20 protein-coding genes are annotated in these 14,028 nt (G+C 59.2%); 3 read left to right on the top strand and 17 right to left on the bottom strand.

What is annotated here, in order from left to right; genetic code table 11:
* Positions 1-5 precede the first annotated feature (5 nt).
* From G5193_RS07705 to G5193_RS07630, 16 genes are all read right to left on the bottom strand, one after another.
* Positions 6-140 carry a DUF6890 family protein gene (locus G5193_RS07705; RefSeq protein ID WP_421187474.1) on the bottom strand — a complete coding sequence of 45 codons (135 nt, stop codon included), beginning with the start codon at positions 138-140 and terminating at the stop codon, positions 6-8.
* 50 nt (positions 141-190) lie between these two features.
* A complete protein-coding gene (locus tag G5193_RS07700) occupies positions 191-454 on the bottom strand; it encodes a putative phage tail assembly chaperone (protein ID WP_029299933.1) in 264 nt (87 codons plus the stop codon).
* Positions 451-642 carry an Rz1-like lysis system protein LysC gene (gene lysC, locus G5193_RS07695; protein WP_421205682.1) on the bottom strand — a complete coding sequence of 64 codons (192 nt, stop codon included), beginning with the start codon at positions 640-642 and terminating at the stop codon, positions 451-453. Before lysC ends, G5193_RS07700 begins: the two co-directional genes overlap by 4 nt.
* On the bottom strand, positions 578-1,021 hold the full coding sequence (locus G5193_RS07690) for a hypothetical protein (RefSeq protein WP_421205680.1): 444 nt from the start codon (positions 1,019-1,021) through the stop codon (positions 578-580). The genes lysC and G5193_RS07690 overlap by 65 nt, the downstream gene beginning before the upstream one ends.
* Positions 1,018-1,479 carry a glycoside hydrolase family 104 protein gene (locus G5193_RS07685; RefSeq protein ID WP_368196214.1) on the bottom strand — a complete coding sequence of 154 codons (462 nt, stop codon included), beginning with the start codon at positions 1,477-1,479 and terminating at the stop codon, positions 1,018-1,020. Before G5193_RS07685 ends, G5193_RS07690 begins: the two co-directional genes overlap by 4 nt.
* A complete protein-coding gene (locus tag G5193_RS07680; protein WP_421205678.1) occupies positions 1,466-2,554 on the bottom strand; it encodes a DNA-methyltransferase in 1,089 nt (362 codons plus the stop codon). Before G5193_RS07680 ends, G5193_RS07685 begins: the two co-directional genes overlap by 14 nt.
* Before the next feature lie 9 nt (positions 2,555-2,563).
* Positions 2,564-2,881 (bottom strand): phage holin, lambda family, encoded by a 318-nt coding sequence (locus G5193_RS07675; RefSeq protein ID WP_075115611.1) that lies wholly within the window; start codon positions 2,879-2,881, stop codon positions 2,564-2,566.
* A gap of 23 nt (positions 2,882-2,904) precedes the next feature.
* The gene (locus G5193_RS07670) at positions 2,905-3,114 is read right to left on the bottom strand and encodes a TraR/DksA family transcriptional regulator (protein ID WP_421205676.1); all 210 of its coding nucleotides are present in this window, start codon (positions 3,112-3,114) and stop codon (positions 2,905-2,907) included.
* 9 nt (positions 3,115-3,123) lie between these two features.
* Positions 3,124-3,579 (bottom strand): phage protein, encoded by a 456-nt coding sequence (locus G5193_RS07665; protein ID WP_108570475.1) that lies wholly within the window; start codon positions 3,577-3,579, stop codon positions 3,124-3,126.
* Between the two features lie 3 nt (positions 3,580-3,582).
* Positions 3,583-4,707 (bottom strand): DUF2586 domain-containing protein, encoded by a 1,125-nt coding sequence (locus tag G5193_RS07660; protein ID WP_421205674.1) that lies wholly within the window; start codon positions 4,705-4,707, stop codon positions 3,583-3,585.
* Between the two features lie 4 nt (positions 4,708-4,711).
* Positions 4,712-5,398 (bottom strand): phage virion morphogenesis protein, encoded by a 687-nt coding sequence (locus tag G5193_RS07655; RefSeq protein ID WP_421205672.1) that lies wholly within the window; start codon positions 5,396-5,398, stop codon positions 4,712-4,714.
* Positions 5,395-5,907 carry a phage tail protein gene (locus G5193_RS07650; RefSeq protein WP_421205670.1) on the bottom strand — a complete coding sequence of 171 codons (513 nt, stop codon included), beginning with the start codon at positions 5,905-5,907 and terminating at the stop codon, positions 5,395-5,397. Before G5193_RS07650 ends, G5193_RS07655 begins: the two co-directional genes overlap by 4 nt.
* Before the next feature lie 8 nt (positions 5,908-5,915).
* A complete protein-coding gene (locus G5193_RS07645) occupies positions 5,916-6,377 on the bottom strand; it encodes a head completion/stabilization protein (protein ID WP_368196203.1) in 462 nt (153 codons plus the stop codon).
* Positions 6,378-6,494: 117 nt separating this feature from the next.
* Positions 6,495-7,220: a terminase endonuclease subunit gene (locus tag G5193_RS07640; RefSeq protein WP_421205668.1), complete on the bottom strand. Its 726-nt coding sequence runs from the start codon at positions 7,218-7,220 to the stop codon at positions 6,495-6,497.
* A gap of 3 nt (positions 7,221-7,223) precedes the next feature.
* Positions 7,224-8,273 (bottom strand): phage major capsid protein, P2 family, encoded by a 1,050-nt coding sequence (locus tag G5193_RS07635; protein WP_202004217.1) that lies wholly within the window; start codon positions 8,271-8,273, stop codon positions 7,224-7,226.
* A gap of 9 nt (positions 8,274-8,282) precedes the next feature.
* Positions 8,283-9,155, bottom strand: coding sequence for a GPO family capsid scaffolding protein (locus G5193_RS07630; protein WP_421205666.1), 873 nt, complete (start codon positions 9,153-9,155; stop codon positions 8,283-8,285).
* A 174-nt stretch (positions 9,156-9,329) separates the two neighbouring features.
* Between G5193_RS07630 and G5193_RS07625 the strand changes: the two genes are divergently transcribed.
* From G5193_RS07625 to G5193_RS07615, 3 genes are read left to right on the top strand one after another with little or no spacing between them, the layout of a single operon-like run.
* A complete protein-coding gene (locus tag G5193_RS07625) occupies positions 9,330-11,150 on the top strand; it encodes a terminase large subunit domain-containing protein (protein ID WP_421205664.1) in 1,821 nt (606 codons plus the stop codon).
* On the top strand, positions 11,147-12,160 hold the full coding sequence (locus G5193_RS07620; protein WP_323966858.1) for a phage portal protein: 1,014 nt from the start codon (positions 11,147-11,149) through the stop codon (positions 12,158-12,160). Before G5193_RS07625 ends, G5193_RS07620 begins: the two co-directional genes overlap by 4 nt.
* 58 nt (positions 12,161-12,218) lie before the next feature.
* Positions 12,219-12,470 (top strand): ogr/Delta-like zinc finger family protein, encoded by a 252-nt coding sequence (locus tag G5193_RS07615; protein WP_421205662.1) that lies wholly within the window; start codon positions 12,219-12,221, stop codon positions 12,468-12,470.
* Positions 12,471-12,629: 159 nt separating this feature from the next.
* On the opposite strand, the gene G5193_RS07610 is transcribed toward G5193_RS07615, so the two are convergent.
* Positions 12,630-13,967 (bottom strand): hypothetical protein, encoded by a 1,338-nt coding sequence (locus tag G5193_RS07610; RefSeq protein WP_421205660.1) that lies wholly within the window; start codon positions 13,965-13,967, stop codon positions 12,630-12,632.
* Between the last annotated feature and the right edge of the window lie 61 nt (positions 13,968-14,028).

The following is a 14,028-nucleotide window of genomic DNA, read 5'->3' as shown; positions in this document are numbered from 1 at the left end:
GGTCGTTATCCGTTGAATGCGTTGGCGATGCCCTCAGCCACTGCAGCGGCGTAGGACTCCCGGGTGTGTCGGTCTAACCAGAGGGCGCGGGCCAGGCTGTCGATATCGTCTTCGTCATGGGGCAGGTAGTGGCGCCGCAGCGCCAGCGCCTGCTCCAGGTGATTGCGCTCGATGGCCTCGGCGCGCGCCGTCAGTTTTTTACGGTGATCTCCAGATCGGGGGCGAACTGCTGGTTAATGGCACCCGCCAACTGCAGCGCCGCGCCCGGGCGTTTGAGCAGCTCATCGAGCGCCTCTTTGCTCTCCTGGCAGACGATCTTTTTCAGGTAGTTGTGGGCCGGCGCGACCTTGTCGCTTGGCATCATGTCGTTGATAAAGCCGTTGTAGGCCACCATGGTGGGGGCGAATTTCAGCTCTTTGCCGGCGACGTCCAGGGTGATGATGGGTGTGGTCATGGGGTGGTTTCCTCTTGTTCAATCCAATGGTTCAGGGTGTTGATTTGGGTTTGGCAGCGGCGCAGTGCCATCTGCAGGGTGGGGATAAACCGCACGGCATCGCCGTAGGTGCGCCCCGTGAAATCAGGCTCCGGGCAGTGGGGCACCAGCCCCGGCGGTGGAAGCCGCTTTACCTGCTGCGTTTGCACCACGGTCTGGGGCTGGCTGGAGCAGGCGCAAAGCAGCGTCAGGCAGAGGCTCGCGAGCACAGTCCGGGCGGCCCGCCGGCGGCGTGGCCAGCGCTTGTTCCAGTTCATCGGCGGTTTTCCTCTGTTGTTGGTCTAGCTCGGCTAGGGCGGTGTTCTGGGTGCCCAGCAATTTGCGCAGCCCCGCGGCATCGCGCTGCAACGTCACCAGCTGGCTGGCCTGCTGCTCGTTGGTCTGCTGCAAGGTGTTGATGGTCTCGTTGGCGGTGGCCAGCGCCTTGCCCCGGCTCTCCAGCATCCGGCTGCCAAGAAACAGGGCTGCGCCCATCACTAGCACCAGTACCAGCAGCACATTGGAGAGCTGTGCCTTGAAGGGGCTCATGCCAGTACCCCGCCAAACTCGGTGAATTTGGCCTGCAGGTCTGCCAGCTGGTGCTCGCGCTGACCGTAGCCGGCCCCCGGCAGGCTGGCCCAGATGTTGGCGCACTTGGCCACCGCTTGGGGGATTCGTCCTTTAAGCACATCGTCCAACGCCTTGCGCTCGCGAATAAGCTGGATCGCCCAGGTGTCTTGCGAGGCGGGGCCAAAGTCAGGCAGCCCGAGCTGGTCGCGGTAGTGGGTCCAGTGCTTTGACAGGAACTGATAGCGGCCAGCCGCGGTGCTGCTCAGGGTCTTGTTGACCTGCACCAGCACGTTCGGGTGGGTGGCGTAGCTCTCAAAGAACCCCGCCGGATTGACCAGCTTGTTGTATCCGTCATCGCCCCGGTCCTTGGTGCCTTCGGCATAGGCAATCATGTCGAGAAACGCGGCCACCTGCGGGTGGCAGTTACTGCGTGGCATGGTGTTTTTCCTCCTGACTGACAAGGGTCTGAAACTCCCGGCATGTTTGGGAAAACCGCGGGGTTTCCAGCTCCACGCCGACGAAACGGCGGCCAAGCCGCCAGGCCGCTTTGCCGGTTGCCCCCGATCCCATAAAGAAGTCACCGACCACATCACCCGGCCGGCTGCTAGTGCGCACAATGTGTTCCATCATGGCGGCGGGTTTTTCGCACGGGTGCTTCCCGGGGTAGGCTTGCACCGAGGGGTAAGACCAGACATCCGTAAAGGGGACATCCTTGGTGACGCTGAAAGGGCGGCGAAGTCGCTCATACTCGGCCTTCAGCTCGTCATAACTGGCTACCAGGGTTTGGTAGGTGCGATGCAATCCCTGATAGGTCTCTTTGAGTTGATGATGAGGCCGGCAAAGAGCATCAGCCTTCTTGGCAAACAGGGCTTGCAAGCGGGCGTATTGTGCTTCGCTTGGCAGACTCCACTGGCTACGACCGAACCAATGCCCGGCCATCTGGCACCCCATTGCTTGGTCGATCTCCTTGTTGGAGATGCCACAGGCCGCTTTGGCTTGCTGGAAGTAGTCGATCAGCGGCTGCATCACCTGAACACGCAGTGTCTGGCAGGCCTGGCGATAGCCGCTTTGTTGCTTCATGCCATGGGTGTCCAGCTGTTCGGCAAAAATGATGCGTTCACTGGCGGGCCAGAAATTGCGCAGGGCGGATTTGTCCGTGCGATTCCACACCCCCGAGGGTTTGGCCCAGACGATGTGGCTCAACACTTTGAAGTGTTTGCGTACCAAGAGCTCGATATCGGCATTGAGCCCGGGACTGCAAAACAGATAGAGCGATCCGTTTGGCTTGAGGATGCGGGCAAACTCGATGACACACTGTTCCAGCCAATCCAGGTAGGCGGTGACGTCTGGCCACTGGTTATCCCAGTCCAGATCTTTTACCCGGAAGTAGGGCGGGTCTACCGCTACCAGATCCAGGCTGTGAGAGGGCATGGTTTTCAGGTAAACCAGCGAATCCGCATTCACCAGCTTGATGCGGTCGTTGATTTTGTGGATATGCATTTGATCAGTCATCACGTCTGTTCACTCCTTCGGTAATTTGGCGTTGAGCCACCGCTCGGCAAGGCCGCGAATAGTCTCAACACCGATAAGGCCAACCATGCCGCCGACAAATCCTGCCGCCTCTCCAGGGATCCCGAACCAGCCAAAGGCACTGATAAATGCCAAGGTGATGGCCCCGCACAAGACGGACTCCAGGAGCCTGCGGCGACCACTGCCACCGCCATAGGTGATGCGCAGCCAAGCCGTTAATACTGCTAACGCAGTGCCATAGACGGTGGGCATGTTGTCCATCAACCAGGCCAGTAGCAGGGCCCAGAGAGTGGGGTCTTTATGGGGCATGGCGTTCATGTCCATTGCTCTGATTAACGGTTCAGGTGTTCAAACCGTGTTTGGCAGGGGACGCACAGCCGCACCCCCGGCACATGTTGACGGCGTGCTGCCGGGATGGGGTCGTCGCACTCTTCGCAGCGGTGCCGGCTCTCCCCCTGGTAGCGCCCTTTGCCCACCTGGTTGGCCAGATGCACGGCCAGCATCCGGGCGGCGTGGCTGTTTGCGCGGTCAATGTCGTCCACCTGGCCCCCTTACCCTTTGAGGTGGCGGGTGTCATCATCCGAGAGGTACGGCACGCCATTGATGTGAACGAAGTCGGGGGAGGTGACGATGCCCTTGAGCTTGTGCACCCCCTTGCTGCCCCCTTTGGGGTCGATATCGAGTAGGTCTGCGATCTGCAGCTTCACCCCGAAGGCCTCCACCTTCATGGTTTCGTCGCCGGTGTCGGCGTAGAACAGCACATCGTCCGGTTTCAGCCCGCGCCAGCTGCCGGCCCGTTTGGCGGCATCGCTCAGCAGCTTGAAGTTCTTGGCATCGAGCTCGAACTCGCACTCGGCCGATACCTCGCCATCCACAAAGCCGTCAGGGATGCCGCGGGTCTGCGCCACGGCGCTGCTGTCGGTGATGGTGAGGCTGGCCTTCTCGACGTGCACCATGGTGCCCAGCAGTTCAATGTCGAAGCTCTGCCCTGAAATGCGTCTTGTCATGGGTTAGCCCTCCCCATTGGTGAGGCTCAGATCGAGCATGATGTTGATGGTGATCCCCTTGGGGCAGTCCACGGTGCGGATCACCACGTAGATGGAGACGTGGTTTTTGTCGGTCCACTGGATAGCGATATCGCCATCCCGAGGGGAGGTGATCTCGCCCGGGAACGGCTGGCCGTTGATGGTGGTGGTCCTGGCCATCTCGCGCAGGTCTTTGCCAAAGTAGAGGATGGCGGCGGCCGTGCTGCCCGGAGTGGAGTTGAACGAGCGATCGCCGATACGGGCGATGGCGCGCACCCGCATCCGGCGCGCCACCTTGTAGGCCACCCGCAGGTTTTCGATCACCTGGTAGTCGCCGCCCTCGGCGTCCAGGGTGCGGCCGTCAGCCCAATAGATACCGTCATAGTCCGGGTACCACATCGGCACCGAGTAGCGGTTCTGCTCCAGGGTCTGCAGGGTAGCGAGCGGCAACTCGACCCCGCCCTTGTCCTTGGGCTTGTTGCCAAGGCCGATCAGGGCACCGGTTTTGACCCGGCACGGGGTATCGGCAATGCTCACCGCCCGGTTGCACAGGCGACCGGCATAGGCACCGGCGAGGTTGGGCCACAGCTGCGGCAGCAGGGTAACGGACTCGGCCTTGATGCCATCTTGCAGGGTGACCAGGGCGGCCTCGTAGTCGCTCCAGCTCTGGCCATCCTGCTCGGCGGCATTGATCCCCGCGACCGCCAGCAGCATGAACTGCCAGCGACCCCACTTGGCGATCAGCTCCTGGTTCAGCGCGTGGGCGGCGTTGATCTTCGCCTCGTCCCACTCTTGCCCCAACACCACCACCCCTTCAAAGGATTGGGTCTTCTGTGCCTCACGGACGGCATCTTTCCAGTCCATGTCGGTGGGCAGCACAAAGGCGGCGGCCGTCCAGTTCTGGCCGGCGTTGGCCATGGCGGCCTGCAGGTTGGTTTTGAGCTCGCTGGCGGGCTCGCCCAGCAGCTTGTCAAAGTCGCTCTGGGTATTGAGGGAGAGCAGCTTGCCGGTATTGCTTGGCGCCGTGCCGACAAACAGCAGGTGGCGCTCGACCTCGGTCACCGGCCCCTGCATCTGGTTCAAGTTGTTGATCTGTACATAAGGCCACATGGCGTTATTTCCCCTTCATCTCTTGCTTGTTGACGTCCCAGCCGTAGTCGATGCTCTGCAGGGCGCGGGCAAAGGCTTGCTCCCGTTGCTTGGCGTTGGCGCCGAGGAACGGGCGGGCAGGTAGCTCAATCTCCCAGATCGCTTTCACCGGTTCATCCTTGAGCTTCCTGATGAGCAATCCCGCCTGGGCGTAGTTGAGATTGCCGGTGATCCAGCCAAGCGACGCCGAACGGAATGACCCCTTGCGTGCACCCGGACGCTTGAAACCCAGTTCCCGCAGCTTGCGGGCCTGCGTCTTGGTCGCCGGTTTTTGCTTACCGCCTTCACTGGGGGCAATGCGGCGCCGGCTGGCCGCGGTCACCTGATAGGTGTGTCCCTTCTGGTGGGTGTTGGCGATAACCCCGGCATGGACGTTCATCGTCCCCCGTTTGAACCCGAGCTCTGCCACGTCCTGGCCGGGTGCGTGGATCTCCAGCAGTTTGGGCAGGCCGCGCAGCATCTTGCGTTTGCCCCGCTTGCGCGGCGCCCAGGGCTGACCGTTGGGGTCTTGCTGCTGGCGTACATGACGGGCCGCCAGCTTTTTGAGCTCGGCCGCGGCGCGCCACACCAAGCGCTTGCGCTTCTGGGGCGGTAGGGCCAGCAGGTTGAGCTGGTCCTGGCTGCGGCGGGCGTCCAGGGTGATGGTGATCATGCCGGGCCACCTACCTGGTGATGGCCGGTATCACCGACGTTCATGTCGATGTGGTCGGCCACCCAGATCTCATAGGGGGCCACCTGCCAGCACTTGCCGAGCCAGTTGATGGGGCCGCTCGGGTGCTCGATAAGGCGCAGCGGCTCGGTAAAGGCGAGCTGGATCTCGAGGTCGGCACTCTTCTCATCGTTCGGGGTCACCGCGTATTCCGGGTCGGCCAGCTCAAACTGTTCGCGAAACGAGTCGTGCTCCTGCACCCAGGCGGCCACGGCTGCCAAGACGATGGCCGGATCCAGCTCACGAAAGGGCAGTTGCTCAACGATGAACACCGCCTGATAGGTGAGCCAGGCCACGTCCACCCCGGTCGGGCCCATGTTGCGGGATTCGAGGCGGATCGTTCCGTTCTCCATCCAGCTATCGAGGGACTTGCGGCACTTGGTCGGCAGCACCCGGTTGAGCTCGGCGTGGAGGGCGTGCAGGAAATAGCCCTGGGCCTGCTGTTCACTCATCTCTTTACTCATATCAACGAGACCCCCGCGCGGTGTTTGCCTTTGATGCTGCGCACCAGCTGCTGACTCTCGGCCAGCAGCTGGGCCCGTTGTTCCGGTGCCCGCTCGGCCAGGTTGTTGGCAGCCGGCCGCTCGGTGACGCAGGCGAACTCCGGCAAGAGGGCCGCCTTGGCGCGGGCAAACACCGCGGCCAGATACTGCTCGGTCAACGCATTGGTGCTGCCTTGCAGGCTTGGCCCCGGCACCTCGGCGGCACTGGCATAGCCCTCGGCCATCAGCGCAGCCTGGCGCATCGCCAGCTGCAGGTTGATTTCCGAGATGGCCGCCAGCAGGGCGGCGCCGGTGGTTTGCGGGTCAAGGTCGGCAGGCAGGGCGCGGCGGCGTTCAAAATCAGCCACGGCCACATCGGGCCAAAACCCGTCATTGCGGATGGTGGCGGCGCTGTAGTCGATATCCTTGCCTGCAAACATCACTGACCTCGTCTGAAAAAAGGGCTCCCCTGTAGCCACGGATCGCAGGATTCGGCGCGGGCCTTGCGGCTGGCCTATCCTCCCCGCCGGGGAGCGACGGCGCGGAGAGTCGGTTGGTTATTCGGGATTGAGCACCCGCAGGCGCATGGCAATCTTCTGGCGCAAGGTGTTGACCCCAACCTTGCTGTGCAGCTTTTCTGCCTGGGCCAGCCAGTGGTCGGCCTGCACCAGGGTGGCGGAGTCCCCCACGGCACTGGGGCGTGGCTGACCGTCCTGGTCACGTAGCAGCAGACAGCCCGCGGCCTTGAACCACTTGGCGGTGAGCCGCTCGTTAAGGCGCCAGTCACACCGCACCTTGTCGAACACCCGGGAGAACCAGGGCTCGACCGCATGGCCTTCAGCCACTTGTTTCTCGGCCCACTCCAGCACGGTGTCAGCCACAAAGTGGGCCCAGTCCCGCTTGATGTTGCTCGGGGTGCGCTGGCCTTGAGCGATAGCGAGCTCGGCCCAGGCGATACCGGTGTCGAAATCGCCCACATCGAAGGCCCAGACGGTGAGCAGCTGAAACAGCTCGTTTTGATAGGGCTGGCCGGAGTCGGCCACACTGGCCAGATAGCGCTCCACATAGGGGCGGTATTTGGGCATCAGCTCGCCGCGCTTCATGTTCACCCGATCCCCAATGCGGGCCAGCTTGCGCAGGCGGACGATGTCCTGCTCCAGAGCAATCATCTGCAGGTGCAGGCTGTCCGCCACCGCGCCGGTGGCCATGCCAGTGCAGGCGGCCTGCGCGGCCCCCTGCATGGCTTGTACCCGTTGCTTGTGGCGTTGACCCGGTGAGCTCATGGGTTACTCGCTCGGCGCAGTGGGGGCAGCACCGATCTCGATGTCGGCCTCTTCAAAGCCGCCATAGGCCAGGTATTCGCCGATGGCGTAGCCTTCCATCCGCCAGTACTGGTTATCGAAGCACTTCTTGTCCTGGTTATCGTCGGCCTTGCGCTTGCGGGTACCGCGCTGGGTGTAGATGTGCAGGTTGTCGAGAGTGGTGACCACCATCCGCTTGCCCGGGAAGAAGGGCGGGATGTAGGCCTTGCGCCCGGCGATGGATTCGGCCAGCTTCTGGGCGGCGATCTGCTCGGTCGGCTTGGTCGCTTCGCTGTAGAGCTTGGCCTGGGCAGAGGCCACCAGGTCGGTGCCGACCAGCACGACCAGACGCGGGTCCTGGCGGAACAGCGGATCGATGGTGGTGTTGATAAGGTCGGAGGCCATCTCGTCCAGGGTCTTGTAATCCCCCTTGCCGTCCGGGTCGAAGTGGATCTTCTTGCCGGCCTCGGCCTTGATGATCTGGCTGCCTTCGTTCCACTCGCGGGCCAGCTGGTGCCAGCCTTTGTTGACGTCTTCACCCAGCGGATGGGCTTTCGGGTCGGTGTCGTCGGCCGCTTCCACGCCGTTCCAGCCGACGCGCAGCATGTCCAGAGCAAACGCCTTGTTGATGAAATCGCCCACCAGGCGCAGGAACTCGCCCTCGCTGCCGGCGTTGGCCCAGACGCACAGGGTTGCCCAGTCGAGCGAGGCACACGAATCGGTCTCGGTCAGCTCGTAGGTGTTGCCGGCGACGCCGATCTTGCCGTTGAAGCGGCCATCCTTCTTGCGGCCGGTGAACAGCTTGCCGATGCCCACTTGCACCACCTGGCCCTTGATCTGGTCTACGTCGAGGCAGGTGATAAGGCCCAAGAACTCGACGGAGGCGAGCAGCGCGGCGCGAAGGCCCGTCTCCACCGGACCGGTGACGCTGAACTGCTTGGCCAGCGCGTTGACGGGGATGCCGTAGGCCTTGGCCAGGGCGTTGCTGTATTGCTCCAGGCGCTGCATGGCCTGGACGGTAAGGGTCTGGCTCACGGTCGCTCCTTAATAGACTGCAGGGATATCGTCACCGCCGAGGGCGCCCGGGCGCTGGCCCGGCTTCTCGACAGAGAACTGGTCGATCTGGCCTTTCAGCTCGCCAACCGTGTTGGCCAGTCCAGAGAGGGTTTCTTCCAGCTTGCTGAACTGCTCCGCAGTGACGCCGGGCTGTGCGTCCACCTTGGCGGGCTCGGCAGCCGGTGCGGTGGGCTGTTCGTTGGTGGGCTTGGTCTCCAGCTTGGTGCTGAAGCCTTCGATCTTGGTGCCAAGGCCATTGACGGCCCCCAGCAGCAGGTCGAACTGTTCTTTGGTCATTTCCTCATCCTCGGGTTGGCTGGGGGCAGTCATGGGCGCTTGCTCGCCATGGCTGGCCAGGAAGCTGAAAAACTTGGCGATCAGGCCATCGGCCTTCTCGTGCTTGGGGAGCTTGAACATGGAGAGGTCAAGCGGCTCGCTGGTGCCAACGGCCTGTCCCTTGTTGCTGTTGCTGAACTTGAGATGGGTGGTGCCGGTGCTGGCGGGCTCATCGGTGACGCCAAGGCCCAGCAGGTAGGTACGGCCCAGATCGGCGAAGTTCTCGAAGGGTTCGATGGAGCAGAACTGGTACTGGCCGTTCTGGTTGTAGTAGATGAGATCCCGATTCGGGCAGAGGATGGCGAACAGCTTGAGCTTGCCGTCCACCTCTTCAGTTTTGAGCGCCTGCACCGTGCCGTAGCTGGACCAGCGATCGTGCTCCGGCCAGATGACGGCGGTGTAATAGGTCGGATCGTAGGTCTCGGCCATATCGGTGAGCCAGTCGCGAGTAATATCCCGCCCATCCACCGCTTTGCCTTCGGTGGCGATACAGACCCAGCCAGTTCTCAAGGTTGATTCGTTCATGCCTGCTCCCAATAGATGCGGGGTCAGGCTATCGGGTCGGCAAGGGGGTTTCATCCAGTTGTGTTCGTGGCGATTCGGATCCAGCGGGATATCCGAATTGCTTGGAACATCAGTGAGATAAGCAAGGGGAGGGGCTGGCTATGATGGCGCCATCATTCACCTGATGGAGGCGCCGTGGCGTATCCCGAAGAGATCCGCAATGCCGCGCGGGGACTCTACCTTAAGCGATGGACACCCCAGGAGATCAAGGACGAACTGGGGCTTAACTCCTGCCGTGTGGTCTACTTCTGGGCCGAGAAATACGGCTGGCGCGACCTGCTGACCGAAGAGGCGGTGGAGGATGCCATTGCCCGCCGGGTGCAGTCGCTGCTCGGGCGAGAGAAGAAAACCAGCGCCGAGCTGGACGAACTGGACAGGCTAATCGGCCACCATGTCAGCCTCAAAGAGAAGGCCATCAAGTGGGCCGAGCGGCAGCAGGCGCTGGCCGACCGGCGCGAGCATGGCGATGAGCCTGCAGCCGAGGTGCCTCGGCGTGGCAGAGGTGGTCAGGATGGGGGCGGCCGCAAAACCAAGGGCGGCAAGAAGGGCAAGAACGAGGTCTGCCACCTGACGGGCGATGACTTTGCCGAGTGGCTGGGTACCCTGTTTGGCTATCAGTTGCGCTGTCGGGAGGCCAAGAACGACCCTGCGTTGCCGCGTACTCGCAATATCCTTAAATCCCGCCAGATCGGCATGACCTACTACTTCGCCGGCGAAGCGCTGGAAGACGCGGTACTGACCGGCGGTAACCAGATCTTCCTGTCCGCCACCCGCGCCCAGGCGGAGGTGTTCCGCTCCTATATCTGCAAGATTGCCCAGACTTTCCTTGGTGTCACCCTGACCGGTAACCCCATCGTGCTGTCGAACGGCGCGGAGTTGCACTTTTGCTCTACCAACTCCAACAGCGCCCAGTCCCGCTCGGGCAACGTCTATATCGACGAGTATTTCTGGATCCCCAACTTCGAGAAGCTCTCGGACGTGGCCAGCGCCATGGCGACCCAGAGCCGCTGGCGCAAGACCTACTTCTCGACCCCGTCGAGCAAGGTGCACGAGGCATACCGCTTCTGGACCGGGGATCGCTGGAAGGGGCAACGCCCGAGCCGGGTGGCCATCGATTTCCCGGGCGAAAATGACCTGCGCGACGGCGGCCGCGTGTGCCCGGATCGGCAGTGGCGTTACGTTATCACCATCGAAGATGCCATACGCCTTGGCTGCAACCTTATCGACATCGAGGAGCTTAAAGACGAGTACCCGGAGGAGGTGTTCGACAGACTCTACATGTGCCGCTTTATCGACGATGCCCTGTCGGTGTTCAAGTTCCAGGATATGGAGCGGGCAGGGGTAGACCCGAGTCGGTGGGAGGATTACAAGCCCGGGCGGCCTGACCCGTTCGGCCGGCGCGAGGTGTGGCTGGGCTACGACCCGAGCCGCACCCGCGACAACGCCACCCTGGTGGTGGTGGCGCCGCCCATGGTCGCCGGCGAGCGGTTCCGGGTTCTGGAGAAGCACTACTGGCGCGGGCTCAACTTCCAGTACCAGGCGCAGGAGATCGAGCGCATCGCCAAGAAGTTCCGGGTCACCTATCTCGGGGTCGATGTCTCCGGCATTGGCGCCGGGGTCTATGACCTCTTGAAACCCACCTTCAAAGGCATATGCCACCCCATCAACTACAGCATCGAGAGCAAATCACGGCTGGTACTCAAGATGATCGATGTAGTCGAGGCCAACCGCATCGAGTGGGACAGCGCGGATCGGGATATACCGCTGGCGTTCCTTGCCATCAAGCGCAGCACCACCGGCGGCGGCCAGATGACGTTTCGGGCCGCCCGGGACAATGTGACCGGCCACGCCGACGTCTTTTTTGCCATCGCCCACGCCGTGGCCAACGAGCCCCTCGATACCACCCGCAAACGTAAATCCACCTGGGCAACCAGCCAGGAGAGAAAGGCAGCATGACCAAGCGACACAAACCCCAACCAGCCCGGGCGGCCACCCCAGCAAAGAGCGCGGTGGCGTTCAGCATGCCGGAGGCCATCGACCCCACGGCCTGGATGACCGATTACACCGGGGTGTTCTACAACCCCTATGGCGAGTATTACCAGCCGCCCATCGAGCGCAAAGGGCTGGCCAAGGTGGTGCGGGCTAACGCCCACCACGGGGCCATCCTGATGGCTCGCCGCAACATGGTGGCGGGGCGCTTTACCAACCAGCGCACCACGGTCACCGCCTTTGCCCACAACTACCTGCAGTTCGGGGATGCGGGACTGCTCAAACTGCGCAACGGGTTTAACCAGGTGGTGGGGCTGTTGCCGCTCTCCAGCGTCTACCTGCGCCGGCGCGAGGATGGCTGCTTTGTCTACCTGCAGCAGGGCAAGCCGAACCTGATTTACCGGCCGGAGGACATCATCTGGCTGGCCCAATACGACCCCGAGCAGCAGATCTACGGCATGCCCGATTACCTGGGCGGCCTGCAGTCGGCCCTGCTTAATCAGGATGCCACCCTGTTTCGGCGCAAATACTTCCTCAACGGCGCCCATATGGGGTTCATCTTCTACGCCACCGACCCGAACATGGACGATGACACTGAAGAGGAGATGAAGGAGATGATTGCCAGCAGCAAGGGGGTGGGGAACTTCCGCTCCATGTTCGTCAACATCCCGGACGGCAAGCCTGATGGCATCAAGCTGATCCCGGTGGGGGATATCGCCACCAAAGACGAGTTCGCCGCCATCAAGGGGATCACTGCTCAGGATGTACTGACCAGCCACCGCTTTCCGGCGGCGCTGGCCGGCATCATTCCGACCAATGGCGGGGGAGGGCTTGGAGACCCTGAGAAGTACGATGCGACCTATGCCCGCAACGAGGTGCTGCCGCTGTGCGAGCTTATCCAGGATGCCATCAACAGTGCGGGACTCCCTCGCTCCCTCTGGGTCGATTTTCGGGAGAATATCGGTTCAACTGTATAAACAAACAGTGTCTGCTGTGGCAAGATAGGCTGTTGATTTGGATAGAAAAGGGGGCGAAATGCGGGTTTATTGCAAAGTGTGTGGCCAGCGGGGCCGCATTACCAAGACCAACCGACTGAGCGATGATGTCTCGGATCTCTACTGCCAGTGCACCGATGCCGAGTGTGGCCACAGCTGGGTGGCCACCTTGTCATTCGCCCACACCCTAAGCCCTTCGGCCAAGACCACCAACCAGCTAGTGCTCAGCTTGATGGGGTCGCTGACGCCAGAGGGGCGGCAACTGATACTCAAAGGACTGGGGATTGAGTGATTCTCCTTTGACAGCCTCGTATATTGCTTGAGTGACCGCTTCGCATACCTAATGCTGCATTGATATGAGCGTTATGTAAGCATATGGTATCAATGCAGAAACGAAACCAAATCTTAAACCGAAAATATCAGTGTCTGAGGGACAATCCTAGATGTATTGCTATATATCATTGTATCCACAGATATCTGGAAGTTTAAATAGCGTTCGACTTCTAGCCTCCTCAAGCCACGTAAACGAATTACCAAGCTCATATCTGGAAATTAATGCTTCTGCTATTTTATGGTGATTCAAAAAGAAAAGGGAAGTAATGAAATTATCTATCAGGTTTGTTTTTTCATACAAATGTAAAAAGCTTTTCTTAAATTCATCTTTGTTATTGTTAAAATAAATAGAAGCTTCTTCTAGTTCATATTCATATTTAAGCACATAGGTTTCGGAAAAATCTTTATCTCTTGCAAAATAAAACAAGGCTTTAAAGCCAGCTAAGATTTGCGGGTTAATAATAGTGGACAATTTATCCCACATTTTTTCTTCAGCAACATGCCTTTGTTTCATATCTTCAAATATTTTTGTTAACCCATTTATGTCACTTAAATCAATAGACTCAATTACTGGACCGCTTAGGTGTCTGGTTTTTATGCTGGGGTTTATTTTTATCCATTCATCAAGTAGTAAGCATATGTTATCAAAGCACAATGATTTTAAGGGGGGGATTTCACCTATCATTGGAGCCATTTCATAATGATTCAATATTAACTTTATTGATTTTGTCAAGTCATTACTGCTGAGCGAGTACTTATTCATTAAATCCAGTTTTACTTGCTTAAACTCCTCATCTTTCCAAGTCGATTTATTTGGTAAATCATTCGCAAGCTGAAAAAGCTTCACTCGAGACATCTTTGTTGTAAACGTCTTTAGGCGATACTCAGCTAAAAGATAAGTATTTAAGAAATGTAGCCTACCTAGATTTTCCTCTAACTCATTGAATTTTATTTTAAGCCGCGAGAAGCTAATTGTTGATACGTCTGTTAGATGCTTTTGACTTTCTGTATCGACAGGGTATCTAAAAGTTTGACCTGTTGAGTCGATATCCGATACATCTAAAATGGTTGATTCAAGATTTTCATTTATTTTTATATATCTATGGTCTAACTTTTCCGACTCATTCTTGAAAAACGTCCATATATTTCCGATGTGATGGGAGCCAGAAAGATCAAAATGGATAATCTTATTTTTTATTTTTGATATTTCTATTAGCTCCTCAATTGCTCCTTTTAATCTGAGTTCAATAGAATGCCTCATGTTGAAGCAAACTGGATAAATGAATTCATCAACTGGATAATTAAAGCCGCGGCCACTTAAAACTAGATCTATCAAAACGTTTGCGGCTTTTGAGAAACCGATTGAGTATTCTACATAACTAGGATTGCCGTTGTTTCCAACGCAAGCATTTGCCCACGTTGGTTCAGAACCGCAAAATGTATTGTTTTTTCTCAAAACATCTAGCCTTTAAAGGTAATGCTAATTAGATGGGCGGTGGTACTTGGCTGGTAATAAA

The sequence above is a fragment of the Aeromonas sp. 601027 genome (genome assembly GCF_049174455.1).
Classification (GTDB): domain Bacteria; phylum Pseudomonadota; class Gammaproteobacteria; order Enterobacterales; family Aeromonadaceae; genus Aeromonas; species Aeromonas veronii_A.
Note: the sequence above shows the minus strand (reverse complement) of the source record. Positions and strands in the feature narration are given on the sequence as shown.